This is a genomic window from Pantoea leporis (assembly GCF_028048155.1).
Classification (GTDB): Bacteria; Pseudomonadota; Gammaproteobacteria; order Enterobacterales; family Enterobacteriaceae; genus Pantoea; species Pantoea leporis.
In genome coordinates, this window is sequence record NZ_JALMEU010000001.1 from 581,345 (window position 1) to 597,536 (window position 16,192).

The following is a 16,192-nucleotide window of genomic DNA, read 5'->3' on the forward strand; positions in this document are numbered from 1 at the left end:
CGCACTAAAGCTTCATAGCGGGCCCCGGCCAGCGCACTCGCTGCTGGCTTAAGTGACACGCATTACGCCATAGACAAGCTGCGTATTTAACCTGCGGCGGCCTGCAACCAGGCGACCACCAGCGGCGACAGCCGGTTTTGTAACGCTGCCCGCTCGGACTGGAACAAGGTGGCGACAAAGAACGGGTGATCGGTCAATTCAATGCCGCGCACGTCGCCTTCCATATCCCACGACGTGATCTGCAGATTATGCGTCGCCAGCGCTGCGCTGAACTCGGCGTTGACGCCAAAGTTGCAGTGGTAACCCTCATCGCTCTGTAACGCACCGTAAGCCCGAGCAATACGTGAACCCGGCTGGAAGGTCACGCTGCCACGCTGTTCCACCAGCGAACAGGCCAGTGGCGCAATCACCCAGCGACCGCTGGGATCGGTTTCCGCATGCACCGCATCTTCCCAGCCCAGCACATTGCGCGCGTACTCAACGATGGCGTACTGAAATCCGCCGCACGAGCCCAAAAATGGCTTACCGCTTTCCCGCGCCCAGCGAAGGGTGGCAAACACGCCCGCATCATTGAGATAAGGACTGCCCGGAACCAGCCAAATCGCCTGGTAATCATTGAGGTTGTGCTGATTGAGTTCCGGCGTGGCGATCCAGTCGGCGCTGACGTTGAGTGAAAGGGTTTTTGCAGCGAGTTGTACAGCGGGAGGAATGGCCTGATGCGCAACGGCATTAGCACGGTAATCGCCAATCAGGGCGACACGAATCGACTTCATCATGACTACGTCCTTTCAGGGAAAAAAGGAGGTTACAGCAAAGTTAACCCGCTGTCTAAACGCCTTTAAACGTCGATTTATGCGGCTTTCGTTTCCACGCATTGCGCTTATGGACGCCTGTTTATCTGCCAAATAAGGTGTCAGACCGCGCTAATCTTCGCCAGATGTCAGCTACGCAAACGTTTTCTTCTTTTACCCTGATAATTAATTCGTGGTTTTGTGCGCAGGATCAACTAATTAGCGTTCTGGAATCTTTTGACTGCTTATTACGCTCACCAATCAAGCTGTTGTGCTTATATTGTGCACAACGGCAATAATAATCTCTGTATAAATTATGGTCTTTAGCGTTATGTTCTGATAAATCCGCTCTGAGCAGTTTATATCAGGAAAATGATCTTCCCGATCTGCATTTCACCTGTTTATCCTGATATAATGCCATCAAGCGAGATTTAACACTGATTTACAACTTTGTATAACGGCATTAACCCTACCTATTGCAAGTATTTCAGCGTGCAGAAAATGCTTGCCCTGTTGGACTGATTCAGCCAAATTAGTCGCCGTTTTTCCTTTCTAATAACAATGTTGCGCGGGATTACCCAGCCCGACGCAGACTTAATTCCTGTCGCAAAACAGGCTATGTTAAAACTGAGGTATACGTGTCAACTGCAAACAAACACACTGACGGGGCGCCAAGCCTCAACGCTTTTAAGCAACCGAAAGCGTTTTATCTGATCTTCTCCATCGAACTGTGGGAACGTTTTGGTTACTACGGCCTGCAAGCCATCATGGCGGTTTACCTGGTTAAACAGCTGGGCATGTCCGAAGCGGACTCCATTACGCTGTTCACCTCGTTTAGCGCGCTGGTGTATGGTTTAGTCGCCATCGGCGGCTGGCTCGGCGATAAAGTGCTGGGTACCAAACGCGTCATCGTGCTCGGCGTAATGGTGCTGGCGCTGGGTTATGCGCTGATTGCCTTCTCCGGCCATGACACCTCAATGGTGTATATCGGCATGGCGACTATCGCGGTAGGTAGCGGTTTGTTTAAAGCTAACCCGTCTTCCCTGCTGTCGACCTGCTACGAGAAAGATGACGCGCGCCTCGACGGTGCCTTCACCATGTTCTACATGTCGATCAACATCGGTTCGCTGTTCTCGATGATGCTGACGCCGTGGCTGGCCGCGAAATATGGCTGGGGCGCCGCGTTCTCGCTGTCGGTTGTCGGTCTGGTGATCACGCTGCTGAACTTCCTGTTCTTCCAGCGTGTAGTGAAAAACTACGGATCCAAGCCGGATTTTGCCCCGCTGCAGATGGGTAAACTGCTGATGACGCTGATTGGCGTGGTAGCACTGATTGCGCTGGCGGCCTGGCTGCTACATCACCAGAGCATCGCACGTATGACGCTGGGCGTCATCGCCGCAGGTATCGTGGTGATCTTCGCTAAAGAAGCCTTCGCGCTGAAGGGGGCAGCACGTCGTAAGATGATCGTGGCCTTCCTGCTGATGGTTGAAGCGATTGTGTTCTTCGTGCTCTACATGCAGATGCCGACCTCACTCAACTTCTTCGCTATCCGCAACGTTGAGCACGCGATTCTCGGCATCACCTTTGAGCCGGAGCAGTTCCAGGCGTTGAACCCGTTCTGGATCATGCTGGCAAGCCCGATTCTGGCCGCGGTGTACAACAAGCTTGGCGATAAAATGCCGATGCCACACAAATTCGCCTTCGGTATGGTGCTGTGTTCAGCGGCCTTCCTGGTGCTGCCGTTTGGTGCCAAATTTGCCAACGAAGCCGGTATCGTCTCAGTGAACTGGCTGATCCTTAGCTATGCGCTGCAGAGCATTGGCGAGCTGATGATTTCCGGTCTGGGCCTGGCAATGGTGGCACAGCTGGTACCACAGCGTTTAATGGGCTTCATCATGGGTTCGTGGTTCCTGACCACCGCGGGTGCGGCAATGATTGCCGGTAAAGTCGCGAACCTGATGGCGGTGCCGAATGATGTGACCGATCCACACACGTCACTGGCGGTCTACAGCCACGTGTTCCAGCAGATTGGTATCGCCACCGGCGTGATCGCCCTGCTGATGTTAATCACCGCGCCACTGCTGAACCGCATGACGCAGGATGATAGTCAAACTGAACTGAAACGCGCCAGCGCCAATCAGTAAGCAGAAAGCCGGGCATGTCCCGGCTTTTTTCTACCCACTATTTCTCCGCCATTCACATTTCCTTTAACGATTTCTGCTACCCACACTTCGCTTTTTGCTCGCTTAACTTCATGATGTCGGCTCACTGTTAATCTGAGTGGAATAAGCATGGACAGGTTTGATGAGCTTGAGGTATTTGTCGCGGTTATCCAGCAAGGCAGTTTGGCTGGCGCCGCACGTTTGTTACAGCGATCGCCACCGGTGATCACGCGCACCCTCAACACCCTTGAAGCCCGCCTCGCCACCACTTTGATTGAACGCACCACACGCCAGCTGGCACCCACCGAAGCTGGCTGGCAGCTGTTTGAGCAGGCACAGCGCGTGCTGAGCGATTATCAGCGCGCCATCGACAGCGCTCACCACAGCGGCCTGCATGGCTTGCTGCGTTTAACCGCGCCGGTGCAGTTTGGTCGTCGCCACGTCATGCCCCTGGTGAATGCCTTCCTGCAACAGCATGCGGAGATGCAGATTGAAGTGGTGCTCAGCGACAGCTATCAGGACCTGATCGAAAACGGCCTCGATATCGCGCTCCGCATTGGTGCACTGCAGGACTCTTCGATGGTGGCGCGTCAGGTTGGCACTGTGCGTTCAACGCTGGTTGCCAGCCCCGACTATCTGCAACAGGCTGGCACGCCTGTTCATCCCACTGAACTGACTCAACATGCGTTAGTGACGAGCTTGCGCCATACGCGCGAGTGGCGCTTCGCTCACGACCTGCGCGTGCGCATCACGCCGCGTCTGCGGGTTAATGACGTGGAGAGCCAGCTGGAAGCGCTACGCAGCGCACACGGCATCGGACGGCTGCTGTCGTATCAGGTTCTTGACGATATCCACAGCGGGAAACTGCTGCGCTTGCTGCCAGAATGGGAACCCGCGCCGCTTCCGGTGCAGTTAGTGACCCAGCGTGTGAAGAATATGACGCCTAAAGTGCGGCAATTTTGGGATTTTGCGCTCGAAAAGCTGCCGTTACTGCCATGCTTTGCTGAATAAACCTGAACGGTGACCGCAATTCCTGATCGCAGTCACGGGTAAATATCCCTGGCAGACTTATGCTGCTTTGATCACCACAACATTCAAGGAGAAGCCATGATGAAACTCTATTGTAAGCCCGGTGCCTGTTCGCTATCACCGCATATTGTCGCGCTGGAATGCGGGCTCGACTTCACCCAGGTGAACGTGGACCTGCAGAAGAAAGTGACCGAGCAGGGAGAAGATTACTGGCAGATTAACCCGAAAGGACAAGTGCCGGCGCTGCAGTTTGACAATGGCAGCATCCTGACCGAAGGCGTGGCGATTGTACAATACCTGGCGGATCTTAAGCCGGATCGCCACCTGCTGGCACCGACCGGCAGCCTGACGCGCTATCACACGCTGGAGTGGTTGAGTTTTGTCAGCAGCGAACTGCACAAAAGTTTTAGCCCGCTGTTCCGTCCGGATACGCCGGAAGAGTACAAAACCATTGCTCGTGCGCAGCTGGAGAAAAAGTATCAGCAGGTGAATGAGGCGTTGCAGGATAAACAGTGGCTGCTGGGATTACGCTTTACCGTTGCCGATGTGTATCTGTTCGTGGTGACGCGCTGGGCTAAAGCCATCAAGCTGGATTTAGCGGGACTGGATGCGCTGGAAGCCTGGTTTAATCGGGTTGCAGAGCGCCCAGCGGTGCAAGCGGCATTGAAGGCGGAAGGTTTGGTTTGATCCGGCGCTATTCTTCGTCGGGTCGCTATCAGTGCGTACGCCCCAGATCGTTGGATCGTCATTCATGGTGAGCTGAATGGCAGGTGCGCAGGACTGCGCACCTCACGGGGAATTTACAGCTTTTCAGCGGCGAAATGCTGTGTCGGCTTGGCAATCGCATCCTGCGCGGCCACCAACTGCAATTCGTACTCGCCCATTTCGTGGGTTTTCAGCATCACTTCATAAACCGCCGCGGTGATGTGCTCGAGCGCATCCTGCAGCGACTTGCCGTGCAGCAGATCGACCAGCAGCAGACCGCTGGTGAGATCGCCCACGCCAACCGGCTGACGCACGCCAAAGTCCACCAGCGGACGGCTAATGTGCCAGCACTCATCGGCGGTCACCAGCAGCATCTCAAAACGATCGCTACGACGTCCGGCACGCGCCAGATGTTTCACCAGCACCACTTTCGGGCCTTTGCTAATCAGTTCTCGTGCCGCAACCACCGCTTGCTCGACGTTGGCCACTTCATGGCCGCTGAGCATCTCCAGCTCCAGCAGGTTCGGGGCGATGATGTCACTGGCGGGCAACGCCATTTTACAGTGAAACTCCGCCACGCCCGGCGCCACGATGCAGCCTTTCTCCGGATGGCCCATCACCGGATCGCAGAAGAACCACGCATGCGGATTGGCTTCTTTCACCAGACGCACGATCTCCAGAATCTGTTCGCCCTGCTCCGCCGATCCCAAATAGCCACTTAGCACCGCATCACAGGTTTTCAGGCGGTCAACTGCCGCAATGCCTTTAACGATGTCGGTCAAATGCGTGGCGGGCATCACGGTGCCGGTCCAGTGTCCATATTGGGTGTGATTAGAAAATTGTACGGTATTCAGCGGCCAAACGTTTGCGCCCATGCGGCGCATCGGGAATTCGGCAGCGCTGTTACCGGCGTGTCCGTAAACAACGTGAGATTGAATTGCGAGAATATTTTTCATTTTGCCCTGTACTGCTGTCTTGCCATAAAAAAGGGCCGGAAGCCGGCCCTGAACGCTTACTGCCAGTTAATCAGGCAGTAATGTTTTTTACCGCGACGCAACAACGTGAAACGTCCAAACAGTTTATCGCTGTCGCTGAAACGGTACTCCGCATCTGACTGTTTTTCGCCATTCAGCGATACCGCGTTAGAACCGATCATGGTGCGCGCCTGGCCGCGTGATGGCACCAGCTCAGCCGCCACCAGCGCCTGCTGCAGATCGTCTTCTGCCGTCAGCGTGATGGTTGGCATGCCGTCCTGCGCCAGCTGCTCGAAGTCCGCTTCGGTCATCGCGCTCAGGCTGCCGGAGAACAGGCTCTCGGTGATGCGTTTTGCCGCAGTCAAGCCGCTTTCGCCGTGCACCAGACGCGTCACCTGCTCAGCCAGCACGTATTGCGCGCGTGGCGCTGTGCCGCTGTTTTTGTCTTCTTCTTCCAGCGCATTGATCTCTTCAATGCTCATGAAGGTGAAGAACTTCAGGAAGCGATATACGTCGGCATCCGCAGTGTTGATCCAGAACTGGTAGAACTTGTATGGACTGGTTTTCTTCGCATCCAGCCACACTGCGCCACCTTCGGTTTTACCGAACTTGGTACCGTCAGACTTGGTGATCAGCGGTACGGTCAAGCCCCACGCCTGCTGCTGATGCAGACGACGCGTCAGATCGATACCGGAGGTGATGTTGCCCCACTGATCGGAACCGCCAATCTGTAGCACCACATCGTGACGCTTGTTCAGCTCCGCAAAGTCATAACCCTGCAGCAGGTTGTAGGAGAACTCGGTGTAAGAGATGCCCTGATCTTCGCGGTTCAGACGCTGTTTCACCGCTTCGCGGTTGATCATCTGATTCACTGAGAAGTGCTTGCCGATGTCACGCAGGAAGGTCAGCACGTTCATGCCGCCAAACCAGTCGTAGTTGTTCGCGGCAATCGCGCTGTTGTCGCCGCAATCGAAGCTGAGGAAAGGCGCGACCTGGTTGCGGATCTTATCCACCCACTCGCCAACGGTTTCAGCGGTGTTAAGTTTACGTTCTGCTGCTTTAAAGCTGGGATCGCCAATCAGACCGGTGGCACCACCCACCAGCGCGACCGGCTTGTGTCCGGCATCCTGAAAACGTTTCAGGCAGAGCAGCGGCACCAGATGGCCCAAATGCAAGCTATCAGCGGTAGGATCGAAGCCGCAATAGAGTGCAATTGGCCCTTGCGCCAGTCGCTCTGCTAACGCTTCTTCATCCGTTACCTGGGCGACTAAGCCCCTTTCTTGCAATTGTTGTATCAGGTTACTGCTGGTCATCACTGACTCCAAATTGATCAGACTGCACCTAGGCTGGTACACAGCTTTCCGCTGACGTGCGGAGACGAAAAAAAAGAGGGCTATAGCATAAAGCGCTGACGCCAACTGCGCCAGCGTTGAAAGGGGATAAAACGCAGTTTTACGGGGCTAAACGGTCAATCGACCAGCCATTGTCATTACGCTGGTAGAGGAAGCGATCGTGCAGACGATGTTCGCCGCCCTGCCAGAACTCCACGGTGTGGAATCTGACACGGTAGCCGCCCCAGAAACTCGGCAGCGGCACGTCGCCCTGCTGGAATTTCTGTTTGAGTTCGAGGAACTTGCCTTCCAGCACGCCGCGCGCCGAGATGCGGCTTGATTGCTTCGACACCCATGCGCCAATCTGGCTATCACGCGGGCGGCTGCTGAAGTACTTCAGTACCTCCAGCGGCGACAGTTTTTCCACTTCGCCCAGCACCATCACCTGACGCTCAAGGAAGTGCCATGGAAAGTGCAGCGAAATACGCGGATTCTCTGCCAGCTGCAGCGCCTTGCGGCTGCCGAGATTGGTATAGAACACCATGCCTTGCTCATCGTAATGCTTCAGCAGCACAATGCGCTGATAAGGTTGGCCGCTGCTGTCAACGGTGGCGACCGTCATTGCGGTCGGATCCGGCAACTGCGCGGTGCAGGCCTGCTGCAGCCACTGCTCAAACAGCGCCAAAGGGTTATCGGGCAGATCTTTACGTCGCAGCCCGCCGCGGGTGTATTCACGACGCAGATGGGCAATATGTTGCAAGCTGTCACTGTCGCTCATGCTGTTTCTCTTTCTCACGTTTACTGAACGGAGGTATCCGTGTTCTGCAATTCACAATCATTAATCACGATTTTGTTATTACGTTCAACAAAAGCGCCATTGCCTTTTGACCAGAAGACGTAAGTGCCGTCGCTGTAGCGCGCGCCAGAGGCAGACACCGTTTGTGCCAGCGTCAGGGGCTTACCATCCAGAATAAAGCTCACCTGCTGCTTCGCGTTATCCTGAGTAACCGTCAGCGGCAAAGTGCCGCACTGATAGCGCAGCTGTTGCGGTGCCTCTTCCTGCTTATGCATCATGCCGCAGCCACTTAATAGCGCCACGCTGCTCAGTATCATCATTATGTTTTTCATTTTTACCTCTTAACGACCAAGTCGGGGATTGGCGGGGTAAATTGCGCCCAATACGCTCATGTCCCGCGCGCCCGTTACCGCCGGCAGGTTGCCCGGTAACCCATTTAATGTGCGAAACGCCAGCCACGCAAAGGCCAGCGCTTCCATATCATCACCGCTGATGCCCGCTTCGTCGGTGGTACCGACTTCCGTTCCCGACAGATGCGTGGCCAGCCGCGCCATCAGCAGTGGATTTCGGCTGCCTCCGCCGCAGACCAACAGACGATCGCAACCGTCGTTGAGCTGCACCTGCTGCGCAATGGTTAACGCCGTCAGCTCAGTCAGCGTAGCCTGTACATCCTGTGGCGCCAGCGCCGGGAAACGCTGCAACTGCTGCTCGATCCAGCTGAGATTGAAATATTCGCGCCCGGTGCTTTTTGGCGGCGGCAGTGCAAACCACGGATCGCTGAGCATCAACTCCAGCAGCGCTGGAACCACCTGTCCGCTGCGCGCCCAGGCGGCATCTTTGTCGTACGGCAAACCTTTGTTGCGCCAAATCCACGCATCGATCAGCATATTGCCCGGCCCGGTATCAAAACCGCGTACCGGCTGGCCGGGGATCAGCAGTGACAGATTAGCGATGCCGCCGATGTTCAGCACCATGCGGCGCTCAACGCTGTCCATCAACAGCGCCTGATGGAAAGCCGGCACCAGCGGCGCGCCCTGCCCGCCGAGCGCCATGTCGCGGCGACGAAAATCCCCAATCACCGTGACGCCGGTTGCCGCCGCGATCTGGTTGTTATCGCCAATTTGCAGTGTATTCGGCGCATCACTTTGCGGCTCATGCCACACCGTTTGTCCGTGGCAGCCAATCGCCATGATGTCGCTGGCCTCCAGCGACTGCTGGTGCATCAAGGTTAAAACCGCCTCGGCGAACAGCTTGCCCAGCCGCGTATCCAGCTGCCCGAGCTGCGACAGCGTCAAGGTTTGCCCCTGACAAATGGCCAGCACCTGCTGGCGCAATTCCTGCGGGATGGGATGACAATAGCTGGCCTGCTGCGCCACCATTTGACCATCAATGGCCGCCAGTACCACGTCCACGCCATCAAGGCTGGTGCCGGACATCACGCCAATATAGCGTCCTGATTTCATAGCGGTTCACTCCCTTAACATCGTCTGGCTTAAGCCTGGCAAATTACCGGGTCTAATTCTATGATAAAATTCCGCTTTTCAGCGTCACTGCGCAATGCATTCCAGCTCAAAAATATTTTCGTCGCGTAATTGAATTTTTGTTGAGGGACGATGGTCTATGCTTCGCCCCAGCCGCGTTTTATACGGACTTAGCGTCATTTGCCAGTTTTCTGTCTTATACTCTGTGCAGTACAGGATGAGAAATATGGCGTTTTTTTGCATTAAGGAGCGTTCTGATGATTAAGCGTTTTGTAGCCGTGGCGTTGACCGGCTTAACTCTGGCAGGTTGTGCCAACGACAGCACCCTTTCCGGTGACGTTTACAGCGCCAGCGAAGCTAAACAAGTACAAAGTGTTTCCTATGGCACGCTGGTTTCTGTTCGTCCGGTGAAAATCCAGGGCGGCGATGAAAACAACGTGATTGGCGCAATTGGTGGTGCAGTACTGGGCGGTTTCCTCGGTAACACCATTGGCGGCGGCAGCGGTCGCAGTCTGGCAACCGCCGGCGGTGCGGTACTCGGTGGCGTAGCCGGTCAGGGCGTTCAGGGTGCTGTCAACAAATCTGACGGTGTCGAGCTGGAAATCCGCAAGGATGATGGCAACACCATCATGGTGGTGCAGAAGCAAGCTGCCACCCGTTACTCGGTTGGCCAGCGCGTCGTGATGGCGTCAAACGGCAGCCAGGTTACCGTTTCGCCACGTTAAGCGGACAGATAAAAAAAACCGACGCCTGGCGTCGGTTTTTTTATTTCTCGCGGTTATGAAACTCAAGAATGTTTTTTTCCAGCCGCGCAATCAGCGTCACCATCTGATTGATCTCCTCCAGGCTGATGCCGGAAAGAATGTCATCGCGCGTGGCATCAATTACATTCTCAACCTGCTCGATAATCGGCTCAGCCTGCTTGGTCAACTTGATGCGCTTGGCGCGACGATCGTTGGCGCAGGTCGCGCGGGTGATCAATCCTTTCTCTTCCAGCTGATCCAGCGTGCGCACCAGTGAAGGCTGCTCAATGCCGATCGCTTTGGCCAGCTGAATTTGAGACTGCTCTGGCGGGAGTTGATGAATATTGTGTAGCGTCACCCAGTGTGTTTGTGTCAACTCAAGCGGTTTTAAACGCTGATCGATTAACGCGCGCCAAATGCGCACCAGACGAGACAGATCGGTTCCCAAGGGCGTATCCATTGCATCTCCTTATAATTAGCTTGCTAGCTATTAAGCCAGATTTTACACTATTCTGCGAGTTTACCTGGCAAATTACAAATACCAGGCCTGCATATACGCTTGCCGTCTACGCGCTATTTAGATGATTCCCGGTCAAAAAGGATGATGACACGTGTCCCTAACCGCCTTTTCCCCCAGCGCCCCGCTTACCGACCTGGTGTTTGGTGCGTCGCTGTTTTTCCCGCCGCTGTTTAAAGCGGTGTTACTCGGTTTCTTTTTCTGGTTGTTGATTCACCCGCTGATACGCGGCTGGATCTACTCTGGCGATGTCTGGCATCCAACCTTGATGGACCTTTCCCTGTTTGTACTGTGCGTCGCTGGCGCATTGTGGTTACTGAGCCTCGGATAAATCACTATGAAATTCAACCCTTTTAAGTATTTTTCAACCCTGGTGATTTTTGCGCTGGCCCTGCTTGCCGGATGGTGGATGTGGAATTACTACATGCAATCGCCATGGACGCGTGACGGCAAAGTGCGCGCCGAGCTGGTGGATATCACGCCGGAAGTGTCCGGTCGCATCATCGCTCTGGAAGTGCGCGACAATCAGTTTGTGCATAAAGGCGACGTGCTGCTGAAGCTCGATCCGGTGCCGTGGCAAATTGCGCAGGCCAATGCCGAAGCCCAACTGGCTAAAGCGCAGGCCGATCTGGCCAAAGCGCAGCATGAAGCCAATCGCCGCGCCAGCCTGCCGCGCAACGTCATTTCAGCGGAAGATATGGATGCCGCCCGCTTAACCGCCAATGCTGCCGCAGCGACGGCAAAAGCGGCGCAGGCTAGCCTCGATCAGGCACGCTGGAATCTTGATCAAACCACCATTACTGCGCCCACCGATGGCTGGATCAGCAACCTGACGCTGCGCACCGGCAACTATGCCAGCGCCGGTACGCCGCTGTTTGCGCTGGTCGACAGCCACTCTTACTACGTGATGGGCTATTTCGAAGAGACCAAGCTGCGCCATATTCAGCCCGGCGCTGCCGCGCAAATTGTGTTGTACAGCAACGGCGCGCATTTGCAGGGCACGGTGGAGAGTATCGGACGCGCCATTTATGACCAAAGCGTCGCCAGCGATGGCGGGCTGGTGCCCGATATCAAGCCTAACGTGCCTTGGGTGCGCCTGGCGCAGCGCGTGCCGGTGCGTATTCGCTTAGACGCGTTGCCGGAAGGTGTGCCGCTGGTGGCAGGCACCACCTGCACCATCTCCATCGCCCACTGAGGTTGTGATGAATTTTCAGTGGCTGGCGTGGCAAAATCTGCCGTGGATAAAAGCAAGTTGGGGCGAGTGGCGCTACGCGCTGCGTAATGGCATCGCGATGTGTCTCGCCTTGACCATCGCCTATGCGCTGCAACTCGATCAACCTTACTGGGCCATGACCTCGGCGGCGGTGGTGAGTTTTCCCACCGTCGGCGGCGCCATCAGTAAAAGTCTGGGGCGCATCGTTGGCAGTTTGCTCGGTGCCAGCGCCGCGCTGCTGATCGCCGGACACACGCTGAACGAACCTTGGCTGTTTGCCTTTTTCATGGCCGGGTGGCTGGCGTTCTGTACCTGGATCGCCAATCACTACCAAAATAACGTGGCCTACGCGTTTTCGCTGGCGGGTTATACCGCCGCCATCATCGCCTTTAGCAGCGTCAACATCACCGATGTCACTCAGCTGTGGGATATCGCCCAGGCGCGCGTGTGCGAAGTGATCTCCGGCATCCTGTGTGCCGGATTGATGATGATGATTCTGCCTAGCACCTCAGATGGCAACGCGCTGATGAGTTCACTGCGTCAGATGCACGCGCGTTTGCTGGATCATGCGGTGTTATTACTGCAGCAAAGCAGCACTGATAACGTGCGCACCGCCCATGAGAATGTCATTAGCCAGATTCTCACCATGAACCTGCTGCGCATTCAGGCGTTCTGGAGCCACTATCGCTTCCGCCGCCAGAATAACGTGCTGAACTATGTGCTGCACCAGCAGCTGCGTCTCACCAGCGTGCTCTCAAGCCTGCGCCGCATGTTGCTGAATTGGCCCGATGCGCCACCTGAACTTTACGGCGCCATGGCCAAACTGTTGCAGGAACTGGCGCAGCCGCAGTGCGACAAATACCGTTTGGCGCTGATTCTGCGTGGCATCACGCCATCAGCAACCGGTGATTACCGTCAACGCGCCTTCGTCCAGCGACTGCGTTATTTCTGCTGGGTGTATCTCAATGTGAATCGCTGGATTCGCCTGATTGAACGCGCCGATGCCGATACCCGTTTTCAGCCTCCATATGCGCCCTCGCTGGCGCGCGAAAGCGACAGTGCTGAAGCCAGCTGGAGCGCGCTGCGCACCTTCAGCGTCATCATGCTGGGCTGCGCCTTTTGGATCACCACGCAATGGGATTCCGGTGCCGCCGCCCTGACGCTTACCGCCATCGCCTGCGTGCTTTACTCCTCCGCGCCCTCGCCCAGTGGCAGCGTCTCGCTGTTGCTGAAAACCTTGCTGTGGCTGTCGCTGTTTAGCTTTGTGCTGCAGTTTGGTTTGATGGTGCAAATCAGCGCGCTGTGGCAGTTTTTACTGGTGCTGTTCCCGCTGCTGCTCACCTTGCAGTTGTTAAAACTGCAGCAGAAGAAACGCGCCGGGATGTGGGGGCAATTCATTGTTTTTATGGGATCCTTTATCGCCGTCACCAATCCGCCGGACTGGGATTATCAAAGCTTCCTCAATGACAATATCGCCAAGGTGTGCGGCGTAATGCTGGCGTGGCTGGCGTTTCAGGTGCTGCGTCCCAGTTCCGATGCGCGTCGCAGTCGTCGGCATATTCGTGCCCTGCGCCATGCGTTTCTCGATCAGCTTCGCCGCCATCCGCGCCTGAGTGAAAGCCACTTTGAATCGCAGATTTATCATCACATCAGTCAGCTCAGTAACAGTCGTGACGAGCAAGCGCGCGTCTGGCTGCTGCGCTGGGGCGTGGTGTTACTGAACTGTTCCCACATTGTCTGGCAGCTGCGCCAATGGCAGCCGACGTCGGCTACGCTCAGGCAAATGCGTGATAGCAGCCTGCAGGATCTGCAACGAATTATAAGTCTGCGCGGCGTGCATCACACCGCGCTGCAGGCCACGCTGGATGAGCTGGAAACCCTGATTGAGCAACTGCAGCAGCAACAGGAGAGCGAAGCCAATACGCTGGCGGGCATTTTGTGGCGCCTGCGCTGCTCACTGGCCCAGTTAGCGCAGGCGGTACCGGATTGATTACTGACAATATTGCGTGGTCTGACGATTAAAATCATCCTGCAACTGCTGCAGCGATTTCTGTCCTTCAAAGCGGGTTTTATCCTGATCGGACATCGGTTCAATTACCAGCGCCTTCTCTTCTGAAGAGTAGATAAAGCGGCGATACAAAGTGGTGCCGGTGAAACTTTTGCCCTGAATACCGCCGCACACCACTGTCATCGCATGACGATAAGTTTCGCTGTGGGTGAAGTTGGTTTCGGTGGCGCTGCGCAAGACATTTTCGCAGCCATTGGCTTCGAGCCGATGAAGGGTGTGCTGGGTCAGCCATTCACGGCCACGCGCAATTTTCTCACAGCCGACGCGCAGCGGATTGGTATCAATGGTGCGTTGCAGTTGTCGACTGGCATCTAAACGCAGCTGTGTGTCGTTGGGTTGATCGCATCCCACCAGCAATAAACATAACAACATCATCCCACGCGCTTTCATTCCTGCCCCTGAAGGTTTTATTCCTGAATCAATATCATAGGATGGAAAAACCGCGGAGAGTAGCAAGAAAATGGGTCAACTTTTTTCAGCGTGAGGAAAGGGGGGCGACAAGCTGCTGCCGCCCAAAGCATTAAATTACGCCGCAGGCAAAACGCGCCCCGCCGCCGCCAAGCGGTTGCGGATGGTCGGCATGATTATCGCCGCCCACATGCACCATCAAGGCTTTACCTTTGATTTCACTCAGGGATTTGATGCGTGGCGCAACGACCGGATACGTCGCCTTGCCATCTTCTGTGACAAACAGCGCGGGTAAGTCGCCAAGGTGACCATCGGCATACGGGCCAAGATGCTTGCCGGTTTTTTGCGGATCGAGATGTCCGCCCGCCGCACCGGCCGCCACCGTTTTACCGTCCGACTCGCCCGGTTCACAGCTGCCTTTAGCATGGACGTGGAAACCATGAATGCCGGGTTTCAGGCCGCTTAACGCTGGGGTAAATTGCACACCGTATGGCGTTTCGCTAAGCGTGACGGTGCCAATCGCTGCCCCGATGCCTTGCGCCGTGGTTTCATGCAGCGTGACTTCTTCTGACGCCGCCTGCGCACCCGCGGCGCAGGCCAGAGCCAGCATAACAATGAGGGTTTTCTTCATAACGTCTCCTTACGGTTAGATTCCCTCTAAGCCTGGACTGCTTTCATCCAGGCTGCCGTAATTTGACGCAGCTTTACGCTTTAGGGCACATCGTAGCCGATGGCGGCTTTACGGATGCTGAACCATTGCTGGCGATCCAGCGTCAATTGGCACGCGCCAACCGCCTCTTTTACACGTTCGATTTTACCTGATCCAATAATCGGCAGCGGACGGCTTGGCAGCTTCATCACCCATGCATACACCACCTGCTCGATATTGCTGGCGCCGATCTCCTGCTTAACCTGCTCCAGCTCATCGCGCAGCGGCTGATAATGCGGATCGTTAAACAGGCGACCGCCGCCGAGGCATGACCACGCCATTGGGCGAATGCGATTTTGCTGGCACTGATCGAGTGAGCCATCCAGCAGCGACGTTTGCTCCAGCGGAGAGATCTCCAGTTGATTGGTGACCAGACTGAACGGCAAACGCGATTGCAGCAGCGTGAACTGCGAGGCGGTGAAGTTGGAGACGCCAAAATGGCGTACTTTGCCGCTCTGATGCAGCGCCGTAAAGGCTTCGGCAATCTCATCCGCGTCCATCAACGGATCCGGGCGATGAATCAATAGCAAATCGAGGTAATCGGTATGGAAATGGCGCAGCGAATTTTCGGCGCTGTGCAGAATGTGGCTGGCTTCGGTGATGTAGTGACCAATGCGGTGTTCAGGCTTCGCGCGCGTCGCAATGCCGCATTTGGTGACGATTTGCAGCTTCTCACGCAAACCCGGCGCGAGGCGCAGCGCGGCACCAAAGGCGGCTTCACATTGGTAATCGCCGTAGATGTCGGCGTGATCGACGGTGGTGATGCCCAGCGCTAAATGGTGCTCAATAAATTGCACCACATGCTGCGGCGTCATGCCCCACTCCATTAAACGCCAGTAACCGGCGATCAGCGGTGAAAATGAGGGTCCCTGCGGTGCAATAGCCTGCGCTTGTAACATGGTTAAACTCCCTAAACACGGTTCCAGATGACGAAAGCGGGAGTATAACGGAAAGGCAAATCATCGTTTTCTTAAAACAGTTCCGGTTGTTGTGGATCATGATCTTCATCCACTTTTTGCTGCCGCTGCAGGCGCAAAAAGCGTTGCCGGCACAAGCGCAGCACATCGCGCTTTTGCGCATCGCTGAATTTCATCCAGTTAAAGCGCTCTTCCCGGCTGCGTAAACAGCCACGACAATAGCCACGCGCGTCACTCTGGCAAATGCCACGACACGGGCTGGGAACGGGGAAGAACTCAAGTTGCTCGGCCACATCCACTCCGCAATTAACATCTCATATCACATTGATAACAGCTTAATGACATTGT

The 16,192-nt window shown here is 55.7% G+C and carries 18 protein-coding genes; 7 read left to right on the forward strand and 11 right to left on the reverse strand.

Annotated features, from left to right (window positions below; all coding sequences use genetic code 11):
* Positions 1 to 86: 86 nt before the first annotated feature.
* Positions 87 to 776, reverse strand: a complete 690-nt coding sequence (locus tag MWH02_RS02675; RefSeq protein WP_271459856.1) for a CTP synthase C-terminal region-related (seleno)protein — start codon at positions 774 to 776, stop codon at positions 87 to 89.
* 653 nt (positions 777 to 1,429) lie between these two features.
* On the opposite strand from MWH02_RS02675, the gene dtpA reads away from it, so the two are divergent.
* From dtpA to gstA, 3 genes are all read left to right on the forward strand, one after another.
* Positions 1,430 to 2,935, forward strand: coding sequence for a dipeptide/tripeptide permease DtpA (gene dtpA, locus MWH02_RS02680; protein ID WP_101764531.1), 1,506 nt, complete (start codon positions 1,430 to 1,432; stop codon positions 2,933 to 2,935).
* Between the two features lie 147 nt (positions 2,936 to 3,082).
* Positions 3,083 to 3,964, forward strand: coding sequence for a LysR family transcriptional regulator (locus MWH02_RS02685; protein WP_110866047.1), 882 nt, complete (start codon positions 3,083 to 3,085; stop codon positions 3,962 to 3,964).
* Between the two features lie 99 nt (positions 3,965 to 4,063).
* Positions 4,064 to 4,669, forward strand: coding sequence for a glutathione transferase GstA (gene gstA, locus MWH02_RS02690; protein WP_271460174.1), 606 nt, complete (start codon positions 4,064 to 4,066; stop codon positions 4,667 to 4,669).
* 113 nt (positions 4,670 to 4,782) lie between these two features.
* Here gstA and pdxY read toward each other — a convergent pair whose 3' ends face one another.
* The 5 genes from pdxY to anmK all read right to left on the reverse strand — a co-directional run bounded on the left by pdxY (position 4,783) and on the right by anmK (position 9,251).
* Positions 4,783 to 5,643 (reverse strand): pyridoxal kinase PdxY, encoded by an 861-nt coding sequence (gene pdxY, locus MWH02_RS02695; RefSeq protein WP_101764534.1) that lies wholly within the window; start codon positions 5,641 to 5,643, stop codon positions 4,783 to 4,785.
* 56 nt (positions 5,644 to 5,699) lie between these two features.
* Positions 5,700 to 6,974, reverse strand: a complete 1,275-nt coding sequence (tyrS, locus tag MWH02_RS02700) for a tyrosine--tRNA ligase (RefSeq protein WP_008110275.1) — start codon at positions 6,972 to 6,974, stop codon at positions 5,700 to 5,702.
* A gap of 139 nt (positions 6,975 to 7,113) precedes the next feature.
* On the reverse strand, positions 7,114 to 7,770 hold the full coding sequence (gene pdxH, locus MWH02_RS02705) for a pyridoxamine 5'-phosphate oxidase (RefSeq protein WP_101764536.1): 657 nt from the start codon (positions 7,768 to 7,770) through the stop codon (positions 7,114 to 7,116).
* A gap of 20 nt (positions 7,771 to 7,790) precedes the next feature.
* Positions 7,791 to 8,120: an MliC family protein gene (locus tag MWH02_RS02710; protein WP_271459857.1), complete on the reverse strand. Its 330-nt coding sequence runs from the start codon at positions 8,118 to 8,120 to the stop codon at positions 7,791 to 7,793.
* Between the two features lie 9 nt (positions 8,121 to 8,129).
* Entirely contained in the window at positions 8,130 to 9,251 is a 1,122-nt protein-coding gene (anmK, locus tag MWH02_RS02715; protein WP_271459858.1) for an anhydro-N-acetylmuramic acid kinase, read from the reverse strand.
* A gap of 275 nt (positions 9,252 to 9,526) precedes the next feature.
* On the opposite strand from anmK, the gene slyB reads away from it, so the two are divergent.
* Positions 9,527 to 9,994 (forward strand): outer membrane lipoprotein SlyB, encoded by a 468-nt coding sequence (gene slyB, locus MWH02_RS02720; RefSeq protein ID WP_008110282.1) that lies wholly within the window; start codon positions 9,527 to 9,529, stop codon positions 9,992 to 9,994.
* A 40-nt stretch (positions 9,995 to 10,034) separates the two neighbouring features.
* Here slyB and slyA read toward each other — a convergent pair whose 3' ends face one another.
* A complete protein-coding gene (slyA, locus tag MWH02_RS02725; RefSeq protein WP_007892783.1) occupies positions 10,035 to 10,472 on the reverse strand; it encodes a transcriptional regulator SlyA in 438 nt (145 codons plus the stop codon).
* Positions 10,473 to 10,623: 151 nt separating this feature from the next.
* Here slyA and MWH02_RS02730 point away from each other — a divergent pair, with 151 nt between their 5' ends.
* From MWH02_RS02730 to MWH02_RS02740, 3 genes are read left to right on the forward strand one after another with little or no spacing between them, the layout of a single operon-like run.
* Positions 10,624 to 10,860, forward strand: a complete 237-nt coding sequence (locus MWH02_RS02730) for a DUF1656 domain-containing protein (RefSeq protein WP_008110284.1) — start codon at positions 10,624 to 10,626, stop codon at positions 10,858 to 10,860.
* 6 nt (positions 10,861 to 10,866) lie between these two features.
* A complete protein-coding gene (locus MWH02_RS02735) occupies positions 10,867 to 11,724 on the forward strand; it encodes an efflux RND transporter periplasmic adaptor subunit (RefSeq protein ID WP_271459859.1) in 858 nt (285 codons plus the stop codon).
* A 7-nt stretch (positions 11,725 to 11,731) separates the two neighbouring features.
* A complete protein-coding gene (locus tag MWH02_RS02740; RefSeq protein ID WP_271459860.1) occupies positions 11,732 to 13,732 on the forward strand; it encodes an FUSC family protein in 2,001 nt (666 codons plus the stop codon).
* On the opposite strand, the gene MWH02_RS02745 is transcribed toward MWH02_RS02740, so the two are convergent.
* The 4 genes from MWH02_RS02745 to MWH02_RS02760 form a co-directional block, all read right to left on the reverse strand.
* On the reverse strand, positions 13,733 to 14,200 hold the full coding sequence (locus tag MWH02_RS02745; RefSeq protein ID WP_101764541.1) for a hypothetical protein: 468 nt from the start codon (positions 14,198 to 14,200) through the stop codon (positions 13,733 to 13,735). It abuts the gene before it with no gap.
* Between the two features lie 130 nt (positions 14,201 to 14,330).
* Positions 14,331 to 14,849 carry a superoxide dismutase family protein gene (gene sodC, locus MWH02_RS02750; protein ID WP_101764542.1) on the reverse strand — a complete coding sequence of 173 codons (519 nt, stop codon included), beginning with the start codon at positions 14,847 to 14,849 and terminating at the stop codon, positions 14,331 to 14,333.
* An 80-nt stretch (positions 14,850 to 14,929) separates the two neighbouring features.
* Positions 14,930 to 15,826, reverse strand: coding sequence for an aldo/keto reductase (locus tag MWH02_RS02755; protein ID WP_271459861.1), 897 nt, complete (start codon positions 15,824 to 15,826; stop codon positions 14,930 to 14,932).
* Positions 15,827 to 15,897: 71 nt separating this feature from the next.
* Positions 15,898 to 16,137, reverse strand: a complete 240-nt coding sequence (locus tag MWH02_RS02760; RefSeq protein WP_008110296.1) for a DUF1289 domain-containing protein — start codon at positions 16,135 to 16,137, stop codon at positions 15,898 to 15,900.
* Positions 16,138 to 16,192 lie beyond the last annotated feature (55 nt).

Coding starts and splice junctions, on each gene's coding strand:
- MWH02_RS02675 (WP_271459856.1), bottom strand. CDS start 776: ATGATGAAGTCGATTCGTGTCGCCCTGATTGGCGATTACCGTGCTAAT.
- MWH02_RS02685 (WP_110866047.1), top strand. CDS start 3,083: ATGGACAGGTTTGATGAGCTTGAGGTATTTGTCGCGGTTATCCAGCAA.
- gstA (WP_271460174.1), top strand. CDS start 4,064: ATGAAACTCTATTGTAAGCCCGGTGCCTGTTCGCTATCACCGCATATT.
- pdxY (WP_101764534.1), bottom strand. CDS start 5,643: ATGAAAAATATTCTCGCAATTCAATCTCACGTTGTTTACGGACACGCC.
- tyrS (WP_008110275.1), bottom strand. CDS start 6,974: ATGACCAGCAGTAACCTGATACAACAATTGCAAGAAAGGGGCTTAGTC.
- pdxH (WP_101764536.1), bottom strand. CDS start 7,770: ATGAGCGACAGTGACAGCTTGCAACATATTGCCCATCTGCGTCGTGAA.
- MWH02_RS02710 (WP_271459857.1), bottom strand. CDS start 8,120: ATGAAAAACATAATGATGATACTGAGCAGCGTGGCGCTATTAAGTGGC.
- anmK (WP_271459858.1), bottom strand. CDS start 9,251: ATGAAATCAGGACGCTATATTGGCGTGATGTCCGGCACCAGCCTTGAT.
- slyB (WP_008110282.1), top strand. CDS start 9,527: ATGATTAAGCGTTTTGTAGCCGTGGCGTTGACCGGCTTAACTCTGGCA.
- slyA (WP_007892783.1), bottom strand. CDS start 10,472: ATGGATACGCCCTTGGGAACCGATCTGTCTCGTCTGGTGCGCATTTGG.
- MWH02_RS02735 (WP_271459859.1), top strand. CDS start 10,867: ATGAAATTCAACCCTTTTAAGTATTTTTCAACCCTGGTGATTTTTGCG.
- MWH02_RS02740 (WP_271459860.1), top strand. CDS start 11,732: ATGAATTTTCAGTGGCTGGCGTGGCAAAATCTGCCGTGGATAAAAGCA.
- MWH02_RS02745 (WP_101764541.1), bottom strand. CDS start 14,200: ATGAAAGCGCGTGGGATGATGTTGTTATGTTTATTGCTGGTGGGATGC.
- sodC (WP_101764542.1), bottom strand. CDS start 14,849: ATGAAGAAAACCCTCATTGTTATGCTGGCTCTGGCCTGCGCCGCGGGT.
- MWH02_RS02755 (WP_271459861.1), bottom strand. CDS start 15,826: ATGTTACAAGCGCAGGCTATTGCACCGCAGGGACCCTCATTTTCACCG.